Origin of the sequence: Pedobacter zeaxanthinifaciens, from assembly GCF_003313335.1 — a bacterium.
Classification (GTDB): domain Bacteria; phylum Bacteroidota; class Bacteroidia; order Sphingobacteriales; family Sphingobacteriaceae; genus Pedobacter; species Pedobacter zeaxanthinifaciens.
Genome location: NZ_QMHP01000010.1, coordinates 137,842 through 157,896, shown reverse-complemented (window position 1 = coordinate 157,896; position 20,055 = coordinate 137,842). Strand labels below are relative to the sequence as shown.

The 20,055-nt window shown below is 37.5% G+C and carries 19 protein-coding genes; 16 read left to right on the top strand and 3 right to left on the bottom strand.

Features of this window, described 5'->3' with window-relative positions; genetic code table 11:
- Positions 1–55 precede the first annotated feature (55 nt).
- Both DUT68_RS15305 and yihA read right to left on the bottom strand, forming a co-directional pair.
- Positions 56–913 carry a UbiA-like polyprenyltransferase gene (locus tag DUT68_RS15305; RefSeq protein WP_113639088.1) on the bottom strand — a complete coding sequence of 286 codons (858 nt, stop codon included), beginning with the start codon at positions 911–913 and terminating at the stop codon, positions 56–58.
- Between the two features lie 21 nt (positions 914–934).
- Positions 935–1,576 carry a ribosome biogenesis GTP-binding protein YihA/YsxC gene (yihA, locus tag DUT68_RS15300; RefSeq protein WP_113639087.1) on the bottom strand — a complete coding sequence of 214 codons (642 nt, stop codon included), beginning with the start codon at positions 1,574–1,576 and terminating at the stop codon, positions 935–937.
- Between the two features lie 205 nt (positions 1,577–1,781).
- Here yihA and ubiE point away from each other — a divergent pair, with 205 nt between their 5' ends.
- The 14 genes from ubiE to DUT68_RS15230 all read left to right on the top strand — a co-directional run bounded on the left by ubiE (position 1,782) and on the right by DUT68_RS15230 (position 15,445).
- A complete protein-coding gene (gene ubiE, locus DUT68_RS15295) occupies positions 1,782–2,510 on the top strand; it encodes a bifunctional demethylmenaquinone methyltransferase/2-methoxy-6-polyprenyl-1,4-benzoquinol methylase UbiE (protein WP_113639102.1) in 729 nt (242 codons plus the stop codon).
- On the top strand, positions 2,507–3,253 hold the full coding sequence (porT, locus tag DUT68_RS15290) for a type IX secretion/gliding motility protein PorT/SprT (protein ID WP_113639086.1): 747 nt from the start codon (positions 2,507–2,509) through the stop codon (positions 3,251–3,253). Before ubiE ends, porT begins: the two co-directional genes overlap by 4 nt.
- A 49-nt stretch (positions 3,254–3,302) precedes the next feature.
- Positions 3,303–4,061: an SDR family NAD(P)-dependent oxidoreductase gene (locus DUT68_RS15285; RefSeq protein ID WP_113639085.1), complete on the top strand. Its 759-nt coding sequence runs from the start codon at positions 3,303–3,305 to the stop codon at positions 4,059–4,061.
- Between the two features lie 137 nt (positions 4,062–4,198).
- Positions 4,199–4,645 carry a GatB/YqeY domain-containing protein gene (locus tag DUT68_RS15280; RefSeq protein ID WP_113639084.1) on the top strand — a complete coding sequence of 149 codons (447 nt, stop codon included), beginning with the start codon at positions 4,199–4,201 and terminating at the stop codon, positions 4,643–4,645.
- A gap of 106 nt (positions 4,646–4,751) precedes the next feature.
- A complete protein-coding gene (locus tag DUT68_RS15275; protein WP_113639083.1) occupies positions 4,752–5,516 on the top strand; it encodes an alpha/beta fold hydrolase in 765 nt (254 codons plus the stop codon).
- A gap of 58 nt (positions 5,517–5,574) precedes the next feature.
- The gene (locus DUT68_RS15270; RefSeq protein WP_113639082.1) at positions 5,575–6,237 is read left to right on the top strand and encodes a CBS domain-containing protein; all 663 of its coding nucleotides are present in this window, start codon (positions 5,575–5,577) and stop codon (positions 6,235–6,237) included.
- Between the two features lie 70 nt (positions 6,238–6,307).
- Positions 6,308–7,189: an NAD kinase gene (locus tag DUT68_RS15265; protein WP_113639081.1), complete on the top strand. Its 882-nt coding sequence runs from the start codon at positions 6,308–6,310 to the stop codon at positions 7,187–7,189.
- The gene (gene porG, locus DUT68_RS15260) at positions 7,190–7,996 is read left to right on the top strand and encodes a type IX secretion system protein PorG (protein ID WP_113639080.1); all 807 of its coding nucleotides are present in this window, start codon (positions 7,190–7,192) and stop codon (positions 7,994–7,996) included.
- A gap of 17 nt (positions 7,997–8,013) precedes the next feature.
- Positions 8,014–8,754, top strand: coding sequence for an isoprenyl transferase (locus tag DUT68_RS15255; RefSeq protein WP_113639079.1), 741 nt, complete (start codon positions 8,014–8,016; stop codon positions 8,752–8,754).
- A 63-nt stretch (positions 8,755–8,817) separates the two neighbouring features.
- Positions 8,818–11,358, top strand: coding sequence for an outer membrane protein assembly factor BamA (gene bamA, locus DUT68_RS15250; RefSeq protein ID WP_113639078.1), 2,541 nt, complete (start codon positions 8,818–8,820; stop codon positions 11,356–11,358).
- 28 nt (positions 11,359–11,386) lie between these two features.
- The gene (locus DUT68_RS15245; RefSeq protein ID WP_113639077.1) at positions 11,387–11,917 is read left to right on the top strand and encodes an OmpH/Skp family outer membrane protein; all 531 of its coding nucleotides are present in this window, start codon (positions 11,387–11,389) and stop codon (positions 11,915–11,917) included.
- A 34-nt stretch (positions 11,918–11,951) separates the two neighbouring features.
- Entirely contained in the window at positions 11,952–12,545 is a 594-nt protein-coding gene (locus DUT68_RS15240; RefSeq protein WP_113639076.1) for an OmpH/Skp family outer membrane protein, read from the top strand.
- Positions 12,546–12,604: 59 nt separating this feature from the next.
- On the top strand, positions 12,605–13,429 hold the full coding sequence (murI, locus tag DUT68_RS15235; protein ID WP_113639075.1) for a glutamate racemase: 825 nt from the start codon (positions 12,605–12,607) through the stop codon (positions 13,427–13,429).
- Between the two features lie 114 nt (positions 13,430–13,543).
- Positions 13,544–15,445 carry a class II glutamine amidotransferase gene (locus DUT68_RS15230; RefSeq protein ID WP_113639074.1) on the top strand — a complete coding sequence of 634 codons (1,902 nt, stop codon included), beginning with the start codon at positions 13,544–13,546 and terminating at the stop codon, positions 15,443–15,445.
- 57 nt (positions 15,446–15,502) lie between these two features.
- On the opposite strand, the gene DUT68_RS15225 is transcribed toward DUT68_RS15230, so the two are convergent.
- Positions 15,503–15,961, bottom strand: coding sequence for a type I restriction enzyme HsdR N-terminal domain-containing protein (locus DUT68_RS15225; protein ID WP_113639073.1), 459 nt, complete (start codon positions 15,959–15,961; stop codon positions 15,503–15,505).
- Positions 15,962–16,083: 122 nt separating this feature from the next.
- On the opposite strand from DUT68_RS15225, the gene holA reads away from it, so the two are divergent.
- The gene (holA, locus tag DUT68_RS15220) at positions 16,084–17,103 is read left to right on the top strand and encodes a DNA polymerase III subunit delta (RefSeq protein ID WP_113639072.1); all 1,020 of its coding nucleotides are present in this window, start codon (positions 16,084–16,086) and stop codon (positions 17,101–17,103) included.
- 154 nt (positions 17,104–17,257) lie between these two features.
- A complete protein-coding gene (locus tag DUT68_RS15215; protein ID WP_113639071.1) occupies positions 17,258–19,822 on the top strand; it encodes a zinc-dependent metalloprotease in 2,565 nt (854 codons plus the stop codon).
- Positions 19,823–20,055 lie beyond the last annotated feature (233 nt).

Below are 20,055 nucleotides of genomic sequence, written 5' to 3'. Positions count from 1 at the left end.
GCTACTGTAATTTAATCAACCAACATTACTGTTAGTTCGGCATTAATTCATTTGATTATCTGCTTCGCAAGAAAACGTCTAACAAAAAGCATAATGCAAATACCACTGATGCGTAGCCATTGGTTGTTGCAAAAGCCCTATCTACTTTGCTGATATCATTTGGTTTAACTAAACGATGTTGATAGATCAGCATGCTGCAAAAAAATACCACGCCTACACCATACGGCCATCCAAATGAGCCGAAATAAAGTGGCGCTATTACACAAGCAGCTGAAAATACATGCAACACTGATGATAGTTGCAGGGCATTTTTGCGACCTAAAGCTTGGGGAATCGAATGTAGTTTCTCCGATCGGTCGAATTCTTCATCTTGCAACGCGTAGATGATGTCAAATCCGCTAACCCAAAATAGCACTGCAAAAGAATATAGCACTGGAATTACGGCAAACTGGCCAGTTACGGCAATGTAAGCTCCTATTGGCGCTAAACCTAAGCCCAAGCCCAAAACTAAGTGGCAAAGCGCCGTAAATCTTTTCGTGTAGCTATAAAAAAGAACCACAAAAATGGCAACTGGCGATAGGTAAAAGCACAACTGGTTAATGAAATAGGTAGTTGTTACAAACAATAGGCAGTTTACAATCACAAAGGTAAGCGCCTCATTGGCTGATACTCTTCCAGCAGGTATGTCCCTAGTTACGGTGCGTGGGTTTTTGGCATCAATATCCCTATCTAAATATCTATTAAACGCCATTGCGGCATTTCTAGCAAATACCATGCATAATACTACTGCCAGTAAAAGGTACCAGTTAAACGGTTGGGTAGAGTGGGTAACGCCAAGAAAAAAGCCAATGAAGGCAAATGGCATGGCAAATATGGAGTGAGCGAATAAAACTAACGAGAAGAATTTTTTCATGTTAAACCTTCGTGTAGAATATTAAGATGTTTGCGTGTTATTGTTAGGTTTTTCGATAATTGGCATTACAAAATCCTCATTAACTTGTCGTATAAACTCCAATATCTTTTCTCTACCAAGTCCAGTTTCTGATGATGTTACGAAAAATGGAGGGATTTCTTCAAACCAATTCTTTAACGACTTGTGAAACTTAGACACGTTTTGGTCAGTTTTTACACCACTTTGCTTATCAGCTTTTGTGTAAATTAAGGCAAATGGGATACCGCATTCGCCAAGCCAGCAGCAGAACTCCAAATCAATTTTTTGCGGTTCTAGTCTGCTGTCAATTAGCACAAAAACACACTGCAAGTTTTCCCTTTTGGTTAAATAAGCCCTAATAAACTTTTCCCATTTTTCTCTGCTGGTTTTAGAAACCTTTGCATAACCATAGCCGGGTAAATCTACAATGTACCATTTTTCGTTTATTAAAAAATGATTGATCAATTGCGTTTTACCTGGTTTTTGAGAGGTTTTTGCTAAACCATTTTGGTTAACAAGCTTATTAATTAGTGATGATTTGCCTACGTTAGAACGACCGATAAATGCGTATTCGGGCATGTTTGCCTCCGGAAGTGCGGATACTTTGGTGTTACTAACTACAAACGTTGCTGATTTTATAACCATAGGGCAAAGGTACGCAAAGCGTTGTTAAGGTAGCAAAGTTTTAATGTTTAAATCGCCATCTGGGTTTTTGGAAGATGAATAACGCAGTACAATAAGGTTGCTGTTTTTACAATTGCCAGTACAGCATCATTTTCTTGCTAATGTGATCAATCTATATTTAAACAATTTAACAATTCAGCAATTAAACTTATCTTTGAACTCGTATATGAATCCACAAATTACTCCTTATTCAGGTCCTGAAACTAAGAAAGAGCAAGTAGCCAGCATGTTCAATAACATCTCTGGAACCTACGATTTTTTGAATCATTTTTTATCTTTAGGTATTGATATCATTTGGCGTAAAAAAGCCATTAAGGAACTTTTAAAGGATCAACCACAAAAAATTTTAGATGTGGCTACCGGTACCGGGGATTTCGCTTTTGAATCCATTAAAATATTAAGACCAAGGCAAATTATTGGGGTTGATATTTCAGCTGGTATGTTGGAAGTAGCAAAAAAGAAAATTAACGAGCGTAATTTATCGCAGGTTTTCTCCGTACAACTGGGAGATTCTGAAGGATTGCACTTCGAGGATAATACCTTTGACGCCATCACCGTTGCTTTTGGCGTACGTAATTATGAGAATTTAGAAAAAGGGCTTACAGATATGCTTCGTGTGCTTAAGCCGGGAGGCAAAGTGGTAATTTTAGAATTCTCTAAGCCACGTAATTTCCCCATCAAACAGCTATATCATTTCTATTTCAAATATGCTACACCGTTTTTTGGTGGTCTTTTTTCGAAAGATAAAAAAGCTTATGCTTACTTGGAGGAATCTGTGCAAGCATTCCCTGATGGTAGTAATTTTACTGCCCTAATGGAAAAAGTTGGCTACAAAAATACCAAACACAGATCGCTTACGTTTGGTATAAGTGCCATCTACACAGGTATTAAATGAAACAAACACTACTAATTGCTTTCTTTTCTTTCGTCTTTTTAAGCTCAAAAGCGCAAAATTGGGGCGGTGGTATTGATCAAGAAGATTTTAATTGGGGGTTTACTTTTCAATACATAGCTTCTGAGTATAAACTTACCAGGGCGGCCAATTGGCGAGAGGTTTTTTTGGATTACGAAAACAACAACAAGCCAATTACAGATCCACTGAATTCAATTAGCTCACCACTCTCCACAGGTTTTGGGATTGGTTTTGTGCTTAATAAAAAGATCAATAAAAATCTGGATTTAAGAACTACACCTACGTTGGTTTTTGACGACCGCTTGGTCAATTATGAATATCAACAGCCTGCAGTATATAACACAACGTTTTCTAGTATTCAGCAAAAAATAGCGGCAACAATGATTGATTTGCCGTTGACGCTAAAACTCAAATCAGATAGGCGAAGAGATTTTAGAGCATACATACTGCTTGGTACAAAGTATTCCATGGATTTAGCATCTGGCAAAAAAACAGATGATGCCGATAAAGCATTGATTAATAAAGTGCTTAAAAACAAAAAAAACTACGCTTCGTATGAGGCAGGTATCGGTTTTGATTTATATTTTGAGTATTTCAAAATGTCCCCAGAAATAAAAATATCGCATTCTTTTACTGATGTGATCAAGCATGAAAATCATCCTTATGCAACGCCAATTGAGAAGGCTATTTTAAGGAATTTTACTTTCAGCTTGTTTTTCGAGTAAGCCGCTTTTAAGAAAAAGTATAACTTTGTGCTAAAAGTTTTTATACCTAATGGCCAAAATAGCATTAATTACAGGAGCAACATCTGGTATTGGAGCAGCTTGTGCTGACACCTTCGCAGCGCAAGGCTATCAGTTAATTTTAATAGCCCGTAGAGAAAACCTTTTGCTTTCACAGGCGCAACAACTTACAGATAAGTATCAGGTGAAAATAAAAACCATTCAGGCTGATGTGCGAGACAAGGAAAATATCAATTATGTATTGGATACCTTGCCTGCAGAGTGGAAAGAAATTGATGTATTGGTGAACAATGCTGGTTTAAGTCAGGGCTTAGATCCTATAGACAAAGGTGATACCGATGACTGGGATACGATGATTGACACCAACGTAAAAGGATTGCTTTATGTAAGTAAGGTAGTATCTAGCTGGATGGTTGAAAAAAAGCACGGCCATATCATCAACATTGGATCAATTGCAGGTAAGGAGGTTTATCCTAATGGTAATGTTTATTGTGCTACCAAACATGCTGTTGATGCATTAAGCAAAGGAATGCGCATAGATTTGCTACCGCATGGCATTAAAGTTACGGCAATACACCCAGGAATGGTAGAAACCGAATTCTCCATCGTACGATTTAAAGGAGATGAAAACCGTGCAAAAAAAGTTTACGATGGCTTTGAACCGTTAATTGCGCAAGATATTGCAGATGCGATATGGTATGCAGTAAGCAGGCCCGCCCATGTAAACATCAACGAGATGTTGATTATGCCAACGGCGCAAGCTGCTGCAACAATTGTGAAGAGAGATTAGATTGGGTTTGGTTAACTGTTTAAACTGTTGGAATCGGTTACAGTGCAGCAATTAAAACCTTACAAACTTTTGATTTGGTTAACCGGATAGGCAAACAATTAACCATTTAACCGAGTAAAAAAATAAAATTTATAAAAATGATATCAACAAATATAGATCAAGAGATCAAACAAGCTATGTTGGCTAAAGATCAAGTTAAACTAAGGGGTTTACGGGCAATAAAAGCAGCCATCCTTTTAGCTAAAACTGAAAAAGGTCAAACAGAAGAAATTAATGAAGATGCTGAAATAAAGATTTTACAGAAGTTGGTTAAACAGCGTAAAGAATCAGCAGATATTTACAAATCACAAGGTAGAGAAGATTTATACCAAGTAGAGCAGGAAGAAATAGACGTGATTACCCAATATTTACCTAAACAATTGGATAGAAGCGAAGTAGAAGCGATAATTGATGCTATTATTGCCGAAAGCGGAGCAGCTTCGGTTAAGGAAATGGGCAAAGTAATGGGCTTGGCTAATAAGCAACTTGCTGGTAAAGCTGAAGGAAAATTGATAGGCGAAATAGTAAAAAGTAAGCTTAGTTAGCTTCGGTAGGTTAAGCAGCAGTAAAAAAATGTTATATTGTTAATATTAATTACATTTACTCTGCTAACTTAGTGGCACATACCAAAAAACACACACAATAATATTTATGAATTACGAAGTAATTGAACAAGAAGGTTTTAAGTATATTGAGGTTGGCGAAGGAGAACCCTTGGTATTACTTCATGGTTTAATGGGCGAGTTAAGTAATTGGCACCATACGGTAGAGAAATTTAAAAGTAAATACCGTGTATTAGTGCCTATTTTACCAATTTACGAACTCCCAATTTTAACCCTCGGTGTAAAAAGTTTATCGAAATATTTGCACCGCTTTTTGAAATTTAAAAAACTGAGCCAAGTAGTGTTGGTAGGCAATTCTTTGGGTGGTCACGTAGGCTTAGTGTTTACGGTTGCACACCAGGAATTTGTGAAGGCTTTAGTGCTTACTGGTAGCTCCGGTCTTTATGAAAATGCTTTCGGCGGTTCTTTCCCTAAAAGAGAGAGCTACGATTTTATTAGAGAGAAAGTAGAGTTTACTTTTTACAGTCCTGAAACTGCAACCAAGGAATTGGTTGATGAGGTTTTTAAAACCGTTAACGATAGGGCTAGGGTAATAAGGATTTTGGCACTGGCCAAATCGGCTATTAGACACAACATGGCTAAAGAGCTTAAAAAAATTACTATTCCAGTGTCTTTAATTTGGGGCAAACAAGATAAAGTTACACCTCCGGATGTAGCACAAGAATTTCACCAATTATTGCCTAATTCTGAGCTAAATTGGGTTGATCAATGCGGTCATGCACCAATGATGGAGCAACCAGAAGTGTTCAATAATTACTTGGAGAAATTTTTGGACAGAATTTTGCTAAAGTAACTGTAAACGTTGGGCTTTGGAATTTTGCGAAATGACAAAGTCCGTAAATTTGAGATAAATGATTGCAGGAGAACTCATATCGAATATTATACCACCGTTGCGTACCTCAGATACGGTACGTAAGGCATTGGATCGTATGAGCGAATTTAAGCTTTATCATTTGCCAATTGTTAACGAGTTACAATATTTAGGCTTGGTTTCCGAAGAAGAATTAATGGAGGTAAGGGATACAGACACTGCAATAGGTGCATTGCCACTCACTTTGCTCAATTCTTTTACGTTTGAAAATGCCCATATTTATGAGGTAATTCGTTTATTGAGCGAATTGCAACTTTCTGTAGTGCCGGTATTGGATCAGCAAAAAAATTACCTCGGCTTAGTTTCAATTGATAAATTGCTCCACTTTACAGCAAATTTATACTCCGTAAGCGAGCCGGGAGGTATCATTGTACTGGCTATTAGCAACAGAAACAATTCATTGGCGCATATGTCGCAAATTGTTGAATCTGACAATGCACAAGTTTTGTCGTCTTATATCAATGCTTTTCCTGATTCCACAAGGCTCGAAGTAACACTAAAAATCAATAAAACAGATCTTTCTGGCATTGTTGCCACGTTTGAGCGCTATGATTATGAGGTTAAAGCTGTGTTTAATAACACCAACCATGATGATGGCTCAATGGATAGGTTTAATTCTTTCATGAACTACCTCAACGTTTAAAGAAAAGCTGTTGCAAACGGAAAACCAAACTTCCTTAAGTTCAAACAAACTATTGAAAATATATTAACGAATGAAAATAGCTATTTACGGTCGAGATTTTAATGACAACGTATTGCCTTTTGTTCAGCAAGTAATTGATACGCTGGCTAGCACTAAAATCGAAATCGCTATTTATAGAAAGTTTTTCAGCTTTGTTGAGAAAAAATTAGTTCTGCCAGAAAACTTAACTACGTTCGATAGCCATCAGGATTTAGCTAGCAAAGCTGATATTCTTTTAAGCTTAGGTGGCGATGGAACCTTGTTGGATACCATTTCATTTGTTCGTGATTCTCAAATTCCAGTAATTGGAATCAATTTTGGTCGCTTAGGCTTTTTGGCAAGTATCAATAAGGCAGAAATTAGTGCCGCTATCACTGCCTTAGTAAACGGCGAATACACCATTGATCAACGTAGTTTGCTCAATCTGGAATCAAAAATTGGGTTGTTTGGCGAGGAAAATTTTGCGCTGAATGACATTACTATCCACCGACGAGATAACTCGGCGATGATGATTATCCATGCTTATTTGAACGGAGAATTCCTAAACTCTTACTGGGCAGATGGTTTAATTATCGCTACGCCAACTGGATCCACCGCTTATTCGTTAAGTTGCGGCGGACCAATCATTTTACCAAGTGCACAAAACTTTGTCATCACTCCAGTTGCTCCACACAACCTCAATGTGAGGCCAATTATCATTCCTGATGATGTTGAGCTAGCTTTTGAAGTAGAAGCTAGGAGTACGAAATTTTTGCTAACCTGCGATTCTAGAACTGAAACTGTTGACAGAAATGTGAAAATTAGCATCAACAAAGCAAAATTTAGCATAAATCTTATCCGCCTTAACAATGAAACGTTTTTAACTACGTTAAGGAATAAACTGCTTTGGGGTATTGATACCCGCAACTACTAAATGAACTACAAGCAAACACTGTTAGGTATCACTTTATCAGTACTATCCTTTATTCAAACCAAAGCCCAGGTATGGGAAATTGGTGCGCATGCAGGAGGTGCTGGATACATTGGCGATTTAAATCCCACTAATCCGCTAAAAATTAGTGGACTGTCTGTTGGTGGTTTTGTGAAAGCTAACTTCGATCCTAACTGGGCTTTGTCTTTCAATTACACTTTGGGCAAAATTAAAGCAAATGATGCCCAATCTACTAGCGAGCAATTGAGGCAACGTAATTTAAGCTTCGAGAGCAATCTTCAGGAATTTAGTTTAATGGTTGATTTTAACTTTTTCGATTATTTTGCTGGCGGTGGTTATTCCAGATTTTCACCTTACCTATATACTGGCGTTGGTGCGGTATTGTTCAACCCTAAAACAACCTATCAGGGTAAAAGCTATAAATTAGCGTTATATGATACAGAAGGTTACGACTACAAAACCTATGCGCTTAGCATCCCCTTTGGATTTGGCTTAAAGTACCGTGTTAAAGAGAACTGGTCGGTATTTACTAATATTGGCTACAGGAACGCTTACACTGATTATTTGGATGATGTAAGTAAAAATTATTTGGATTCAGAGAAATATGCTGCCGATGCCAGCACCCGACAGATGCAAATTCTGCTTTCCGATCGCTCCAATGAGGTTTTAGGCTATAATATTGGAGGTAAGGATATCCAACGTGGCGATTTTAGAAAAAGAGATGCTTATATGTTTGTAGGTATTGGCATAACTTATACCTTTGTGAGCCAAAAGTGTTTTAACTTTTAACGGTCTCAAGCGCAGTAATGAATTTTAAAGATCAAATAGACGTAAATAGATTGCCTCAGCATATCGCCATAATTATGGATGGTAATGGTCGTTGGGCAAAAAATCAGGGGAAATTTAGGGTTTTTGGTCACGAAAGTGGGGTTTTATCTGTAAAAGATATTGTGGAAGGCTGCGTGGAAATAGGAGTAAAGTACCTTACTGTATATGCTTTTTCCACCGAAAATTGGAACCGTCCTATTGAAGAAGTAAATGCTTTGATGGAACTGTTAATCTCAACCATTAACCAGGAAGTAGAAACATTAAACAAAAACAATATCAGGTTAAATGCCATAGGCGATTTGAAATCGTTGCCACAAAAATGTATTGATGATTTGGCGGCTGCTATGGATAAAACTAAAACTAATACCAGTTGTACCCTAACACTTGCGCTGAGTTACAGTGCCAAGTGGGAAATTGTTGAAGCTGCGAAAAAAATAGCTGAACTTGTAAAAGCGGACAACCTAAATATCGACCAAATAAACGAAGAGCTATTTGCCTCTTATTTAACAACGGCAAAAATGCCTGATCCTGAGCTCATGATACGCACTAGCGGTGAGCATAGAATTAGCAATTACCTGTTGTGGCAAATGGCTTATACTGAATTATATTTCACAGAAACACTATGGCCAGATTTCCGAAGGGAAGATTTATTTGAGGCCATTGTTGATTATCAAAAACGCGAACGTCGCTTTGGGAAAATTAGTGAGCAATTGAACTAATTTTTCTTTTAACACTTTTTAACATGAGTTTAAATTAACTTAGCAACGTTTTTTAGATTGTAAATGAGAAGAATATACCACCTTGCATTTTTGCTTTTGATCGCTTTGCCCTCATTAGCTCAAATTCGTAATCCCCAACAAGCTGCACCTTCATTAAAAGTAAATGGTCTGGATTTAGACTACTTTACTCCAAAGGAATATATCATTGGAGGCACCACGTTAACTGGTTCTAAGTATTTGGATAAAGATGTAATTATCGTACTATCTAAACTTACTACTGGCGAAACCATTATGCTCCCAGGTGAAGCAACTGCCAATGCTATTAAAAACCTATGGGCGCAAGGCTTATTTGATGATATTAAGTTAAATGTTTCTAAAATTAACGGCGATACTGTTTACTTCAATATTGATGTAGTTGAGTTGCCTCGTTTAAGTGGCTTTGAATTTACTGGCATCAGCAAATCTCAAAAAACTGATATTGAGGAAAAATTAGGCGACAAAGCTGGGAAATCAATCATTAACGACAATTTATACAATACTACCAGATCGGTAATTAACAAGTACCTTTACGAAAAAGGCTTTTTCTACACTAAAATTAACTATAAGTCTAAACCAGATCCTAATCAAGAGAACAGCGTAATTTTACAAGTTAACATTGATAAAGGCAGAAGGGTTAAAGTGCAAAAAATTGAATTCGAAGGAAATAAAGAATTCAAATCTGCTAAACTTAGAAAATACCTTAAAAAGACCAAACAGCGTGCTTTTTATAAAGTATTTGGTAGCGGTAAGTTCAATAAAGAGAAGTACGAAGAAGATAAATTGAACTTCGTATCAAAACTACACGAAAAAGGTTACCGCGATGCCGCAATTATTAGTGATAGCGTTTACAGATATAATGACAAAACGGTAGGCATCAAAATAAAAATGTATGAAGGCCCTAAATATTACTTCGGTAACATCACTTGGGTAGGTAATGCTAAATATACTACAGAGTTTTTAGAGAAGATTTTCGGTATTGAAAAAGGCGAAGTATTTAGTGAGGAAAAATTAGAAAAGAAACTTCGTGGAAGCGCTAACGGCGATGACGTGTCGAGTTTATACCTAAATGATGGATATTTAACTTTCAACGTTGATCCGGTACAAACCAAAATTCACAATGATACAGTGGATGTGGAAATGCGCATTTACGAAGGGCCTAAATACACGATCAATAATGTAAGTATTGTGGGTAATACCATTACCAATGATAGAGTAGTGTTGAGGGAAATTCGTACAAAACCGGGAGATTATTTCTCAAAAGAGCTATTGATCCGAAGCGTTCGTGAAATTGGACAGCTTGGTAATTTTGATGAGTCGAAAACCAATCCAGTGCCTAAGCCAAATCCAGCTAATGGTACGGTTGATATCGTTTACAACGTAGAAGAAAAACCTTCAGATCAGATTGAGTTATCAGGTGGTTTTGGCGGCGGCCGTGTAATTGGTACACTTGGTTTAACCTTCAATAACTTCTCATTAAGAAACTTATTTAAGGGCGAAGCTTACAGACCATTGCCTAAAGGAGATGGACAACGACTAAGTTTACGTGGACAAACAAATGGTAAATTCTATCAATCCTACAGTTTCTCTTTTTCTGAACCTTGGTTTGGTGGTAAAAAGCCGGTTAGCTTTGGTGTAAGTGCATTTACTTCATTACAATCTAACGGTTTGGCCAAAAGCAATAGCAGTTATTATGGCATTCGTTTAAATGGTGTTTCCTTTAGCTTAGGTAGAAGATTAAAATGGCCGGATAACTGGTTCTCTTTAACCCATGCCATCAACTTAAACCAATACATTTTGAACAACTACCCAGGTTACTTATTTAGCACTGGTGAGTCGTATAACTTGAACTTCACGCAAGAGATTTCAAGGGATTCTAGAAATCATAACATTTTCCCAACCGGAGGAGCTTATTTAAGATTTACTGTACAGGCAACACCTCCATATTCGTTATTTAACAATGTGAACTATGCCACTGCTTCTGATAAGCAACGTTATAAATTTACGGAATACCACAAATGGAAATTTGAAGCGCAGTGGTTTGAATCTGTGGTAGGCAAGTTGGTATTTAAAGGTCAGGCGCAATTTGGTTTCCTAGGCTCGTACAATAAAGCAGTAGGTCAATCAGCATTTGAGCGTTTCAAATTAGGTGGTGATGGTATGCAAGGTTTCGATTTCTTGCAAGGTTCAGAAATCATCGCAATGCGTGGTTACTCTAATAACTCGGTAATTCCGGTTGGCGCTAACCCAACTATTGCTCAAAGTTCTGGTAGTCCAATCTTCACCAAGTATGTAATGGAGTTAAGATATCCGGTAATTAGTTCGCAGCAAGCAACTGCCTTTATGACCATGTTCGGAGAGGCTGGTAACACGTGGAATAGCTTCCGCGATTTCAATCCTTTTAACGTTAGAAGGTCAGTTGGTGTTGGTGCAAAGATATTTTTACCAATTTTCGGATTACTTGGCATAGATTATGGTTATGGATTTGATAAGATCCCAGGTTTACCTGATGCTAATAAAGGTCAATTCCACTTTAGTATTGCACAACAACTTGGCGGATTTAACTAATTAACATACATTTAAAGAAACTACAGGTATGAAAAGATTATTTTTAGCAGGCTTTTTACTTCTGATGACTTTAGGAGTATCGGCACAAAAAATGGCTTATGTTGATACAGAATATATCTTAAAACATATTCCAGACTATAAATCTTCGTTAACACAAATAGAAGGTTTGTCAAAGCAATATCAAAAAGAAGTGGATGATATTTTCAAAGAAGTAGACGCCATGTACAAAGCTTACCAAGCTGATCAGGTATTGCTTACCGATGATATGCGCAGACGTAGAGAGAATGATATCATTGAAAAAGAAAAAAAAGCAAAAGAATTGCAAAGACAAAAATTTGGTCCAGAAGGTGATTTATTTCAAACACGTACCAAATTGATGAAACCAATTCAAGAAAAAGTTTCAACTACCATTGCAGAAGTTGCAAAAAACAAATACATTGACTTCGTTTTTGATAAAAGCAGCGAAAGCACCATGATGATTTACGCTAGTCCTGTTTACGATATCAGTAACGATGTAATTGTAAAGCTTGGATTTAAGCCAGGTACATTAGTAAAATAACACATAAAATAGAAACAAACATTAGGAAAATAAAATGAGAAAGTTAATTAACGGATTATTTGTAGCTGCTGGATTACTTTTAACTACCCATGTTGCAAATGCACAACAAAAATTTGGTCACTTAAATTCAGACGAGATATTCTCTACTTGGTCGGAAGCTAAAACAGTTTCAACAACTATTGAAAACTTAGCTAAAACTAAGCAAACTGAAATCGATAAAATGATTACTGAGTATCAAAATAAATTAAAAGCTGCTCAGGAAAAAGAAAGAACATTAAGCGAAGCTAACAAAGATGTAGTAGTAAAAGAACTACAAGCTGCTCAAGTTGAATTGACTGACTTGCAGAAAAGAATTGAGGATGCTCGTAACAAAGCAAGGGAAGCTGTAGAAGCTAAACAAGCTGAAGTTTTTCCTCCACTTCAACAAAAAGTAGCTACTGCTATTTCTGCAATTTCTAAAGAGAAAGGTTTAGCTTACGTTTTTGATATTTCAGCTTCACAAGGCTTCAACAATTTAGTTTACTTTGATGGTGGCGAAGACATTACCAGCGCTGTTAAAACTAAACTTGGCATTAGTGCTACTGCTGCTCCAGCTTCTAAGCCAGCTGCAGGTGCAAAAAAACCATAAAAAATCTTTTTAAAAGTTAATGGCGGAATTAAGGTAACTTAGTTCCGCTTTTTATTTATATGAACTTAGAAAATTCCATAGGTATTTTTGATTCGGGCTTTGGAGGTTTAACGGTTTTCAGCTCCATAACTAAAATTTTGCCCGACTATAATTACATTTATTTAGGTGATAACGCCCGTTCGCCCTATGGTGACCATAGTTTTGAAACCGTTTACCAATACACTTTGGAATGTGTAGAATGGTTGTTTAGCCAAGGTTGTCCGTTAGTAATTTTGGCTTGTAATACTGCCTCTGCCAAAGCTTTAAGAAACATTCAACAGCTTGATCTGTCTAAAAAATATCCACATCACAGGGTTTTGGGAGTGATTAGGCCAACTGCCGAAGTGATAGGAACTTTTACAGAAACAAATACCGTGGGTGTGCTAGGCACGAGGGGTACAGTAAAGTCAGGATCTTATATCATCGAAATCAATAAATTTTTTCCTAAGGTGCAAGTATACCAGCAAAGCTGCCCAATGTGGGTGCCTTTAATTGAGAATGGAGAACATGACCAGGAAGGAGCAGATTATTTTGTACAGAAATATGTGGGGGAATTAATGGCACAAGCGGCTGAAATTGACACCATTTTGTTAGCGTGTACCCATTATCCTTTAATGGTACCAAAAATTAAGGCGTATATTTCGTCTGAAATAAAGCTCATTTCGCAAGGCGATATTGTTGCGAACAGTTTAGCAGATTATCTAGTGCGTCATCCGGAGATAGCGAACAACTTGGGTAGGCAAGGGGAACAATTGTTTTATACTACTGGCGATACTGAGACCTTCGACCAACACGCCTCTGTTTTTCTTGGTAAAGAAATTCAATCAAGGAAATTAAAACGCTAACTTTTTCTGTTTCAAAAATATAACACAAAAATGATGTAAAGGCAGTAAAACAAGTAGTCTGTTGCTAGGTTTTAAAAGTTTAAAAGGGTAAATTTGCACCTTCATTCACAATCAATGAGCGAACAGATCAAACACGAATGCGGTATAGCCTTTATCCGCTTGTTAAAACCTCTCTCATACTACCAAGAAAAATACGGTACTGCACTTTACGGCCTAAACAAATTGTATTTGTTGATGGAAAAGCAGCACAATCGTGGTCAGGACGGAGCTGGTATTGCCACCATTAAGTTAGATATGAAACCAGGTAGCCGCTACATCAGTCGCTACAGGTCGATGGCCCAAAATGCCGTTGCCGATATTTTTGGTTACGTACAAAACAAATTTGTTGGTATTCAGGAAGAAACTCCCGAATTAATGAAGGACACTGAGTTTCTGAAACAAAATGTAAGCTTCATTGGTGAGGTGTTGTTAGGCCACCTACGCTACGGCACACATGGCAAAAACAGTATCGAAAACTGCCACCCATTTTTGCGCCAAAACAACTGGATGACTAGAAACTTGGTAATTGCAGGTAACTTCAATATGACCAATGTTGATGAGTTATTAGAGCAATTGTACGAATTGGGTCAGCATCCAAAAGAGAAAGCGGATACCGTAACAGTATTGGAGAAAATTGGACACTTTTTGGATGATGAAAACCAGGCACTGTTTGACGAGTATAAAAAAGATGGCTTGACGAATGTTGAAATCACACATAAAATCTCTAACAACCTAAATATTGCAAACATTTTGCGTCGTTCGGCTAAAAGCTGGGACGGTGGTTATACCATGTCGGGCATTGTTGGTAATGGTGATGCTTTTGTGATGAGAGATCCAGCGGGTATTCGTCCGGCGTTTTATTATGTAGATGATGAAGTAGTTGTAGCTGCTTCTGAGCGTCCAGCAATACAAACGGCTTTTAAAGTACAAATTAAGAATGTAAAGGAAATTCAACCTGGACACGCCTTAATTATCAAAAAAGACGGTACCGTAACTGAAGAAATGTTCCGCGAACCATTAGAGAAAAAAGCTTGTTCGTTTGAGCGTATTTATTTTTCTCGTGGTAGCGATGCCGATATTTACAAAGAGCGTAAAAGATTGGGCGAATTACTGTGCCCTCAGGTTTTAAAGACGGTAAACTACGATTTAAAAAATACAGTTTTCTCTTTTATTCCTAATACTGCCGAAGTTTCTTTTTATGGCATGGTGGATGGTTTGCACAAATACATTAGGGATGTGCAGAAAGAAACCTTGTTGAAACGAAAAGAGGTATTGGATGATGTAGCTTTGGATGATTTGTTATCAATGCGCCCACGTGTGGAGAAGTTGGCGATCAAAGACGTAAAACTGCGTACTTTCATTACTCAAGATGCAGACAGGGGAGAAATGGTAGCTCACGTTTACGATACTACTTATGGCGTAATTAAAAATCACACCGATACTTTGGTTGCTGTGGATGATTCGATTGTGAGAGGTACCACACTTAAGCAGAGTATCATTAAAATTATTGACAGGTTACATCCCAAAAAGATTATCATAGTTTCGTCGGCACCTCAAATTAGATATCCAGATTGTTATGGTATCGATATGTCGAAAATGGGACAATTTGTGGCTTTTGATGCGGCCATTCAATTGTTGAAAGAACGAGGTCAAGAGCACATCATCGAAGAGGTGTATCAAAAATGTAAAGCATCTTTGGAATTGCCTAAAGAGGAAATCATCAACCATGTAAAAGAAATTTACAAGCCCTTTACGCCTCAGGAAATTTCAGATCAAATTGCGAAAATCATTACACCTGCGGATACGGTAGCGGAAGTGGAAGTAATTTACCAAACTTTGGAAAATTTGCACGAGGCATGTCCTGATCACGTAGGTGATTGGTACTTCTCGGGAGATTATCCAACGCCTGGTGGAAACAAAGTGGTAAACAAAGCTTTTGTTAACTGGAAAGAAGGCAATAATCAGAGAGCTTATTAAAGCTTAGAAATAATTACTCATGAGGGAGAGATTCGATAGGATTTCTCCCTTTTACATTTATAACAATGCGTAAATTGGTAATTCTTCTATAAAAGCAAATGCTTTGTTTTCGTGATCTATTTTGGCATAATAGTGGTTTAAACCATTGGTAATAGCCAGCCATTTGGCTTTGTAAACCGAATTATATCTAGCCGCCTGATCAAAGGTGGCTTGCGTAATCGTAACTGATGGCGCTTTGCATTCAATAACCATCAGCTTTTCTCCGGATTGATTGTAAACCAGAATATCACTTCTTTTTTTCGTTTGATTCAAATTTAAGCCACCTTCTATTTGCATTAAACTGGGCGAAAATTGTTTTTCCTTAATTAAAAATTTGATGAAATGTTGTCGTACCCATTCTTCAGGTGTAAGTACCAAATGTTTCTTACGGGTTTCATCAAAAATAAAATAAACGCCATCTTTTTGGCTAATCTTAAATGGATATGCAGGTAAGTTGAGTGGAGTGGGGTTAAACATCGTTAACAAAGTTAAAAGTTGAAAATGAAAAGCCGCGGAGTAGCATCTCAAAACTTACTCACAATCTTCAACAAATCTAAAATCGTTCCCGTACGTACTGGATAAAATTGTAATTTTGGGTAATGACTGCCGAGGATATCATTAGGGATTTAAAAGCTAGAAAATTTAAGCCTGTTTACTTGCTGCAAGGTGAGGAGCCTTACTACATTGATCAGATTGTGGATTACATGGAAAAACACATTCTTTCTGATGGTGAAAGAGGTTTTAACCAGACCGTACTTTATGGAAAGGATACTGACATGGCAACAATTTTAAATGCGGCTAAGCGCTACCCAATGATGTCTGAATATCAAGTGATTATTGTTAAGGAAGCTCAGGATTTAAAATGGGCAAATGAGGGAAGCAGCAAAGAAGCCGAATTTACTTTGGCATATTTTGAGAAGCCGTTGCCCAGCACTATTTTGGTTTTAGCTTATAAATACGGCAATTTTGATAAGCGAAAAAAGGTTTACAAGGCAATTAACAATAGTGGCATTGTTTTCCAGAGCGACCCAGTACGTGATTATAAATTAGTACCTTGGATAGAAGATCATATCAAATCCAAAGGCTATAAAATTGAGCCTCAAGCTGTAGCGCTAATGGCGGAATATTTAGGTACAGATCTTTCTAAGATTGCCAATGAAGTGGAAAAACTTTGCCTTAACGTAAATTCTTCTACAACAATACAGGTTGATCATATCCAACGAAATATTGGTATTAGTAAAGAGTATAATGTTTTTGAACTTCAAAAAGCATTGGCCACACGAAATGTGCTTAAATGCAATCAAATCATTAACTATTTTGCTGGTAATCCTAAAGCAAATCCGCTGGTAATGGTAATGGCCAACCTCAATTCTTACTTTTCAAAGATTTTGAAATATCATTACTTGCCAAATAAAAATGACGCAGCTAAAGAATTAGGCGTGAGCCCTTATTTTGTTAAAGATTATGAAGCCGCAGCCCGTACTTTCAGTGCCGGTAAAACATTTGATATCATAAGTTTACTGCGTGAATACGATTTGAAAAGCAAAGGACTAGATAGCAGTGGCAATACTTCTGACGGAGATTTGTTGAAGGAGTTAGTTTTCAAAATGCTTCATTAATTAGTACTTTAGTTAGTCAATTGGCGCTTTCTTGTCAATTTTTTGATACAAACTAAACAAATAAGCAGTGTAACTAATAAGTTATATCCTTTTACGGAATATTCGTTTCCCTAAGCTTATTTTTACGTTACGATTAACTTATTCAACAAAATTAATGAAGAAACATTTATTCACTGTATTAATGGTAGCTGGTACCGTAACTATGAGTTACGCCCAACGCCCAACACAAGGTGGTGGTTTACCAAACGACACTACCAGAAGAGGTGCAGGTGCTTTTGGGGCTGCTGCGCCTAGAACACAACCAAAACCTTACGATCAAGTTATTACTAATAAAGCATTAACGCGTAAGGGGATGATTACATCTCACAGAATTGAGGATAAATTCTACTTTGAAATTGCCGACACTACCTTAAATAGAGATATTTTAGTAGTAAGTCGTATTTCAAAATCAGGTGCTGAAGTACGTGCTGCACAAGGTTACGCTGGCGATCAAATTGGAAGTTCTGTTATCCGCTTCGAAAAAGGCCCTAACAATAGAATTTTCATGCGGAAGATCAGCTTCAGAGCTTATAGCGCTGATAGTACTTCCTCTATGTATCAGTCGTTGCAAAATTCAAGCGTACAGCCTATTGCTGCAGCATTTGATATTGCCGCTTATACCCCTAGCAAAAACGGAAGCGTAATTGATGTAACTAGCTACATCAATAGCGATAATGATATTTTCTTTTTCGGCTCGCCGATGTTCAAATCTAGATTTGGAATTGGTGGTCCGCAGGCGGATAGAAGTTACATTCAGGATGTAAGAAGCTTCCCAACTAACGTAGAAATTAAAACCGTAAAAACTTACTCAAAAACTGCCCCATCAACGGGTATGGGCGGTGGTGCTCCATCTTTTGGTGGTGGTGCTGGCGCAAGTGGTTTCGTTACTTTAGAGCTAAACACTTCGTTGGTAATATTGCCAAAAGTGCCAATGAAAGCTCGTTATTTCGATCCACGCGTAGGTTACTTTACCGTTGGCTATACCGACTTTGATTCTAATCCGCAAGGCGTAAAAGAAATTGAGTTGGTGAAACGTTGGAGATTAGAGCCTAAACCTCAAGATATGGCTAAATACAAAAGAGGTGAGCTAGTAGAACCTGCTAAACCAATTGTATTCTATATTGATCCGGCTACGCCGAAAAAATGGGTGCCTTATTTAATTGCCGGTGTTAACGATTGGCAAAAAGCTTTCGAAAAAGCAGGTTTCAAAAATGCAATTATCGGTAAAATGGCTCCTACAAAAGCTCAGGACTCTACTTGGAGCTTAGATGATGCTCGTAACTCGGCAATTGTTTATAAACCATCTGAAATTCCTAATGCAAGCGGTCCAAGTATTTCAGATCCTCGTACAGGTGAGATTATGGAAAGCCATATCAACTGGTATCACAACGTAATGAAGTTAGTACGTGATTGGTATTTCATCCAAACTGCAGCTGTCGATAAAAGAGCTCGTACGGTTAACTTTAGCGATGAGTTAATGGGCGATTTGATTCGTTTCGTTTCGTCACACGAAGTGGGACACACTTTAGGTTTACGCCACAACTACGGCTCAAGTTCAACTGTGCCGGTTGAAAATCTTCGTAACAAGAAATGGGTGGAAGAAAATGGCCATACGCCATCAATTATGGACTATGCCCGTTTTAACTACGTAGCTCAGCCAGAGGATAACATCAGCAAATCTGGATTATATCCACGTATTGGTGATTATGATAAATGGGCTATTGAATGGGGTTACAAATATTTCCCTGATAGCAAAACTGTAGCTTCTGATATGAAAATATTAGATAAAATGACTACGGAATCAGCTAAAAACAGACGTTTATGGTTTGGTACTGAAACTAATCCTGATGATCCACACTCGCAAAATGAAGATTTGAGCGATAACGCCATGAAAGCTAGTGACTACGGTATCAAAAACCTAAAAGTAATTTTGGCTAACTTAAAAACATGGACTAAACAACCAGGTGAAAGTTATGATGAGTTGCAAAACATGTACGGTCAGTTAACTACTCAGTACGGGCGTTACATTGGCCACGTTGCAAAAAACATTGGTGGTATTTACGAAAACCCTAAAACGGTTGATCAGGAAGGTTTGATCTATGAGCGTACACCCGCTGCTATTCAAAAAGAAGCAATGGAGTTTTTAAATCGTCAGGTATTTACTACGCCTAGATGGTTGTTAGATCAATCTATTTTAGATAACATTGGCGAAAATCCAATGAACGTAGTTTCTAGGTTGCAAGGTATTGCTTTGGCACGTTTAACTTCTACCAGAGTAATGGGCAACTTAATTGCAGCGGAAGCAACTGATGGCGTTACTGCCTACAAAATCTCTGATTTATTTAAGGATTTGAACGGCGCTATCTTTACTGAGTTAAAAGCAGGTACTCCTATTGATTTGTATCGTAGGAACTTACAAAAAGCTTACGTAGAGAAGTTGATCAGTATTGTTAACCCTCCAGCAGCTCCTGCTAATGCAGCACAAACTTTTGGAAGAGGAGGCAGCGGTGCTCCAGCAGGTTTATCTGCTAACCAAACTGATGCAATTTCAGTAGTTAAAGGTCAGTTACGTGAGTTGGATAAAGCGATCAAAGCTAATGCAGCTACTGACAGCTTAACTAAGTATCACTTAGAAGATTTGTCCGGTAGAATTGAGCAAGCATTAGATGCTAAAAAGTAATTATTAGATTGTTTGAATTTTTGAATCCCTCGATGAATTTCATCGGGGGATTTTTTTGTGCCACACTTGAGCCATTAAGCGGATTTTGATTGTCCGTTATTAGGCATAATTTGCATTTTGTAATTCTTGATATTTCAAGAATCTATTCCCATAGTTGCCAAGTATAGATTCCTCCTCTGTCGGAATGACAAAATGCTTAAAAAATAGGCTTATTAGAAATTACGGACATTCAA

Bases quoted from the DNA above. Each gene is read 5' to 3' on its own strand.
- DUT68_RS15305 (WP_113639088.1), bottom strand. From the start codon at position 913: ATGAAAAAATTCTTCTCGTTAGTTTTATTCGCTCACTCCATATTTGCC.
- yihA (WP_113639087.1), bottom strand. From the start codon at position 1,576: ATGGTTATAAAATCAGCAACGTTTGTAGTTAGTAACACCAAAGTATCC.
- ubiE (WP_113639102.1), top strand. From the start codon at position 1,782: ATGAATCCACAAATTACTCCTTATTCAGGTCCTGAAACTAAGAAAGAG.
- porT (WP_113639086.1), top strand. From the start codon at position 2,507: ATGAAACAAACACTACTAATTGCTTTCTTTTCTTTCGTCTTTTTAAGC.
- DUT68_RS15285 (WP_113639085.1), top strand. From the start codon at position 3,303: ATGGCCAAAATAGCATTAATTACAGGAGCAACATCTGGTATTGGAGCA.
- DUT68_RS15280 (WP_113639084.1), top strand. From the start codon at position 4,199: ATGATATCAACAAATATAGATCAAGAGATCAAACAAGCTATGTTGGCT.
- DUT68_RS15275 (WP_113639083.1), top strand. From the start codon at position 4,752: ATGAATTACGAAGTAATTGAACAAGAAGGTTTTAAGTATATTGAGGTT.
- DUT68_RS15270 (WP_113639082.1), top strand. From the start codon at position 5,575: ATGATTGCAGGAGAACTCATATCGAATATTATACCACCGTTGCGTACC.
- DUT68_RS15265 (WP_113639081.1), top strand. From the start codon at position 6,308: ATGAAAATAGCTATTTACGGTCGAGATTTTAATGACAACGTATTGCCT.
- porG (WP_113639080.1), top strand. From the start codon at position 7,190: ATGAACTACAAGCAAACACTGTTAGGTATCACTTTATCAGTACTATCC.
- DUT68_RS15255 (WP_113639079.1), top strand. From the start codon at position 8,014: ATGAATTTTAAAGATCAAATAGACGTAAATAGATTGCCTCAGCATATC.
- bamA (WP_113639078.1), top strand. From the start codon at position 8,818: ATGAGAAGAATATACCACCTTGCATTTTTGCTTTTGATCGCTTTGCCC.
- DUT68_RS15245 (WP_113639077.1), top strand. From the start codon at position 11,387: ATGAAAAGATTATTTTTAGCAGGCTTTTTACTTCTGATGACTTTAGGA.
- DUT68_RS15240 (WP_113639076.1), top strand. From the start codon at position 11,952: ATGAGAAAGTTAATTAACGGATTATTTGTAGCTGCTGGATTACTTTTA.
- murI (WP_113639075.1), top strand. From the start codon at position 12,605: ATGAACTTAGAAAATTCCATAGGTATTTTTGATTCGGGCTTTGGAGGT.
- DUT68_RS15230 (WP_113639074.1), top strand. From the start codon at position 13,544: ATGAGCGAACAGATCAAACACGAATGCGGTATAGCCTTTATCCGCTTG.
- DUT68_RS15225 (WP_113639073.1), bottom strand. From the start codon at position 15,961: ATGTTTAACCCCACTCCACTCAACTTACCTGCATATCCATTTAAGATT.
- holA (WP_113639072.1), top strand. From the start codon at position 16,084: ATGACTGCCGAGGATATCATTAGGGATTTAAAAGCTAGAAAATTTAAG.
- DUT68_RS15215 (WP_113639071.1), top strand. From the start codon at position 17,258: ATGAAGAAACATTTATTCACTGTATTAATGGTAGCTGGTACCGTAACT.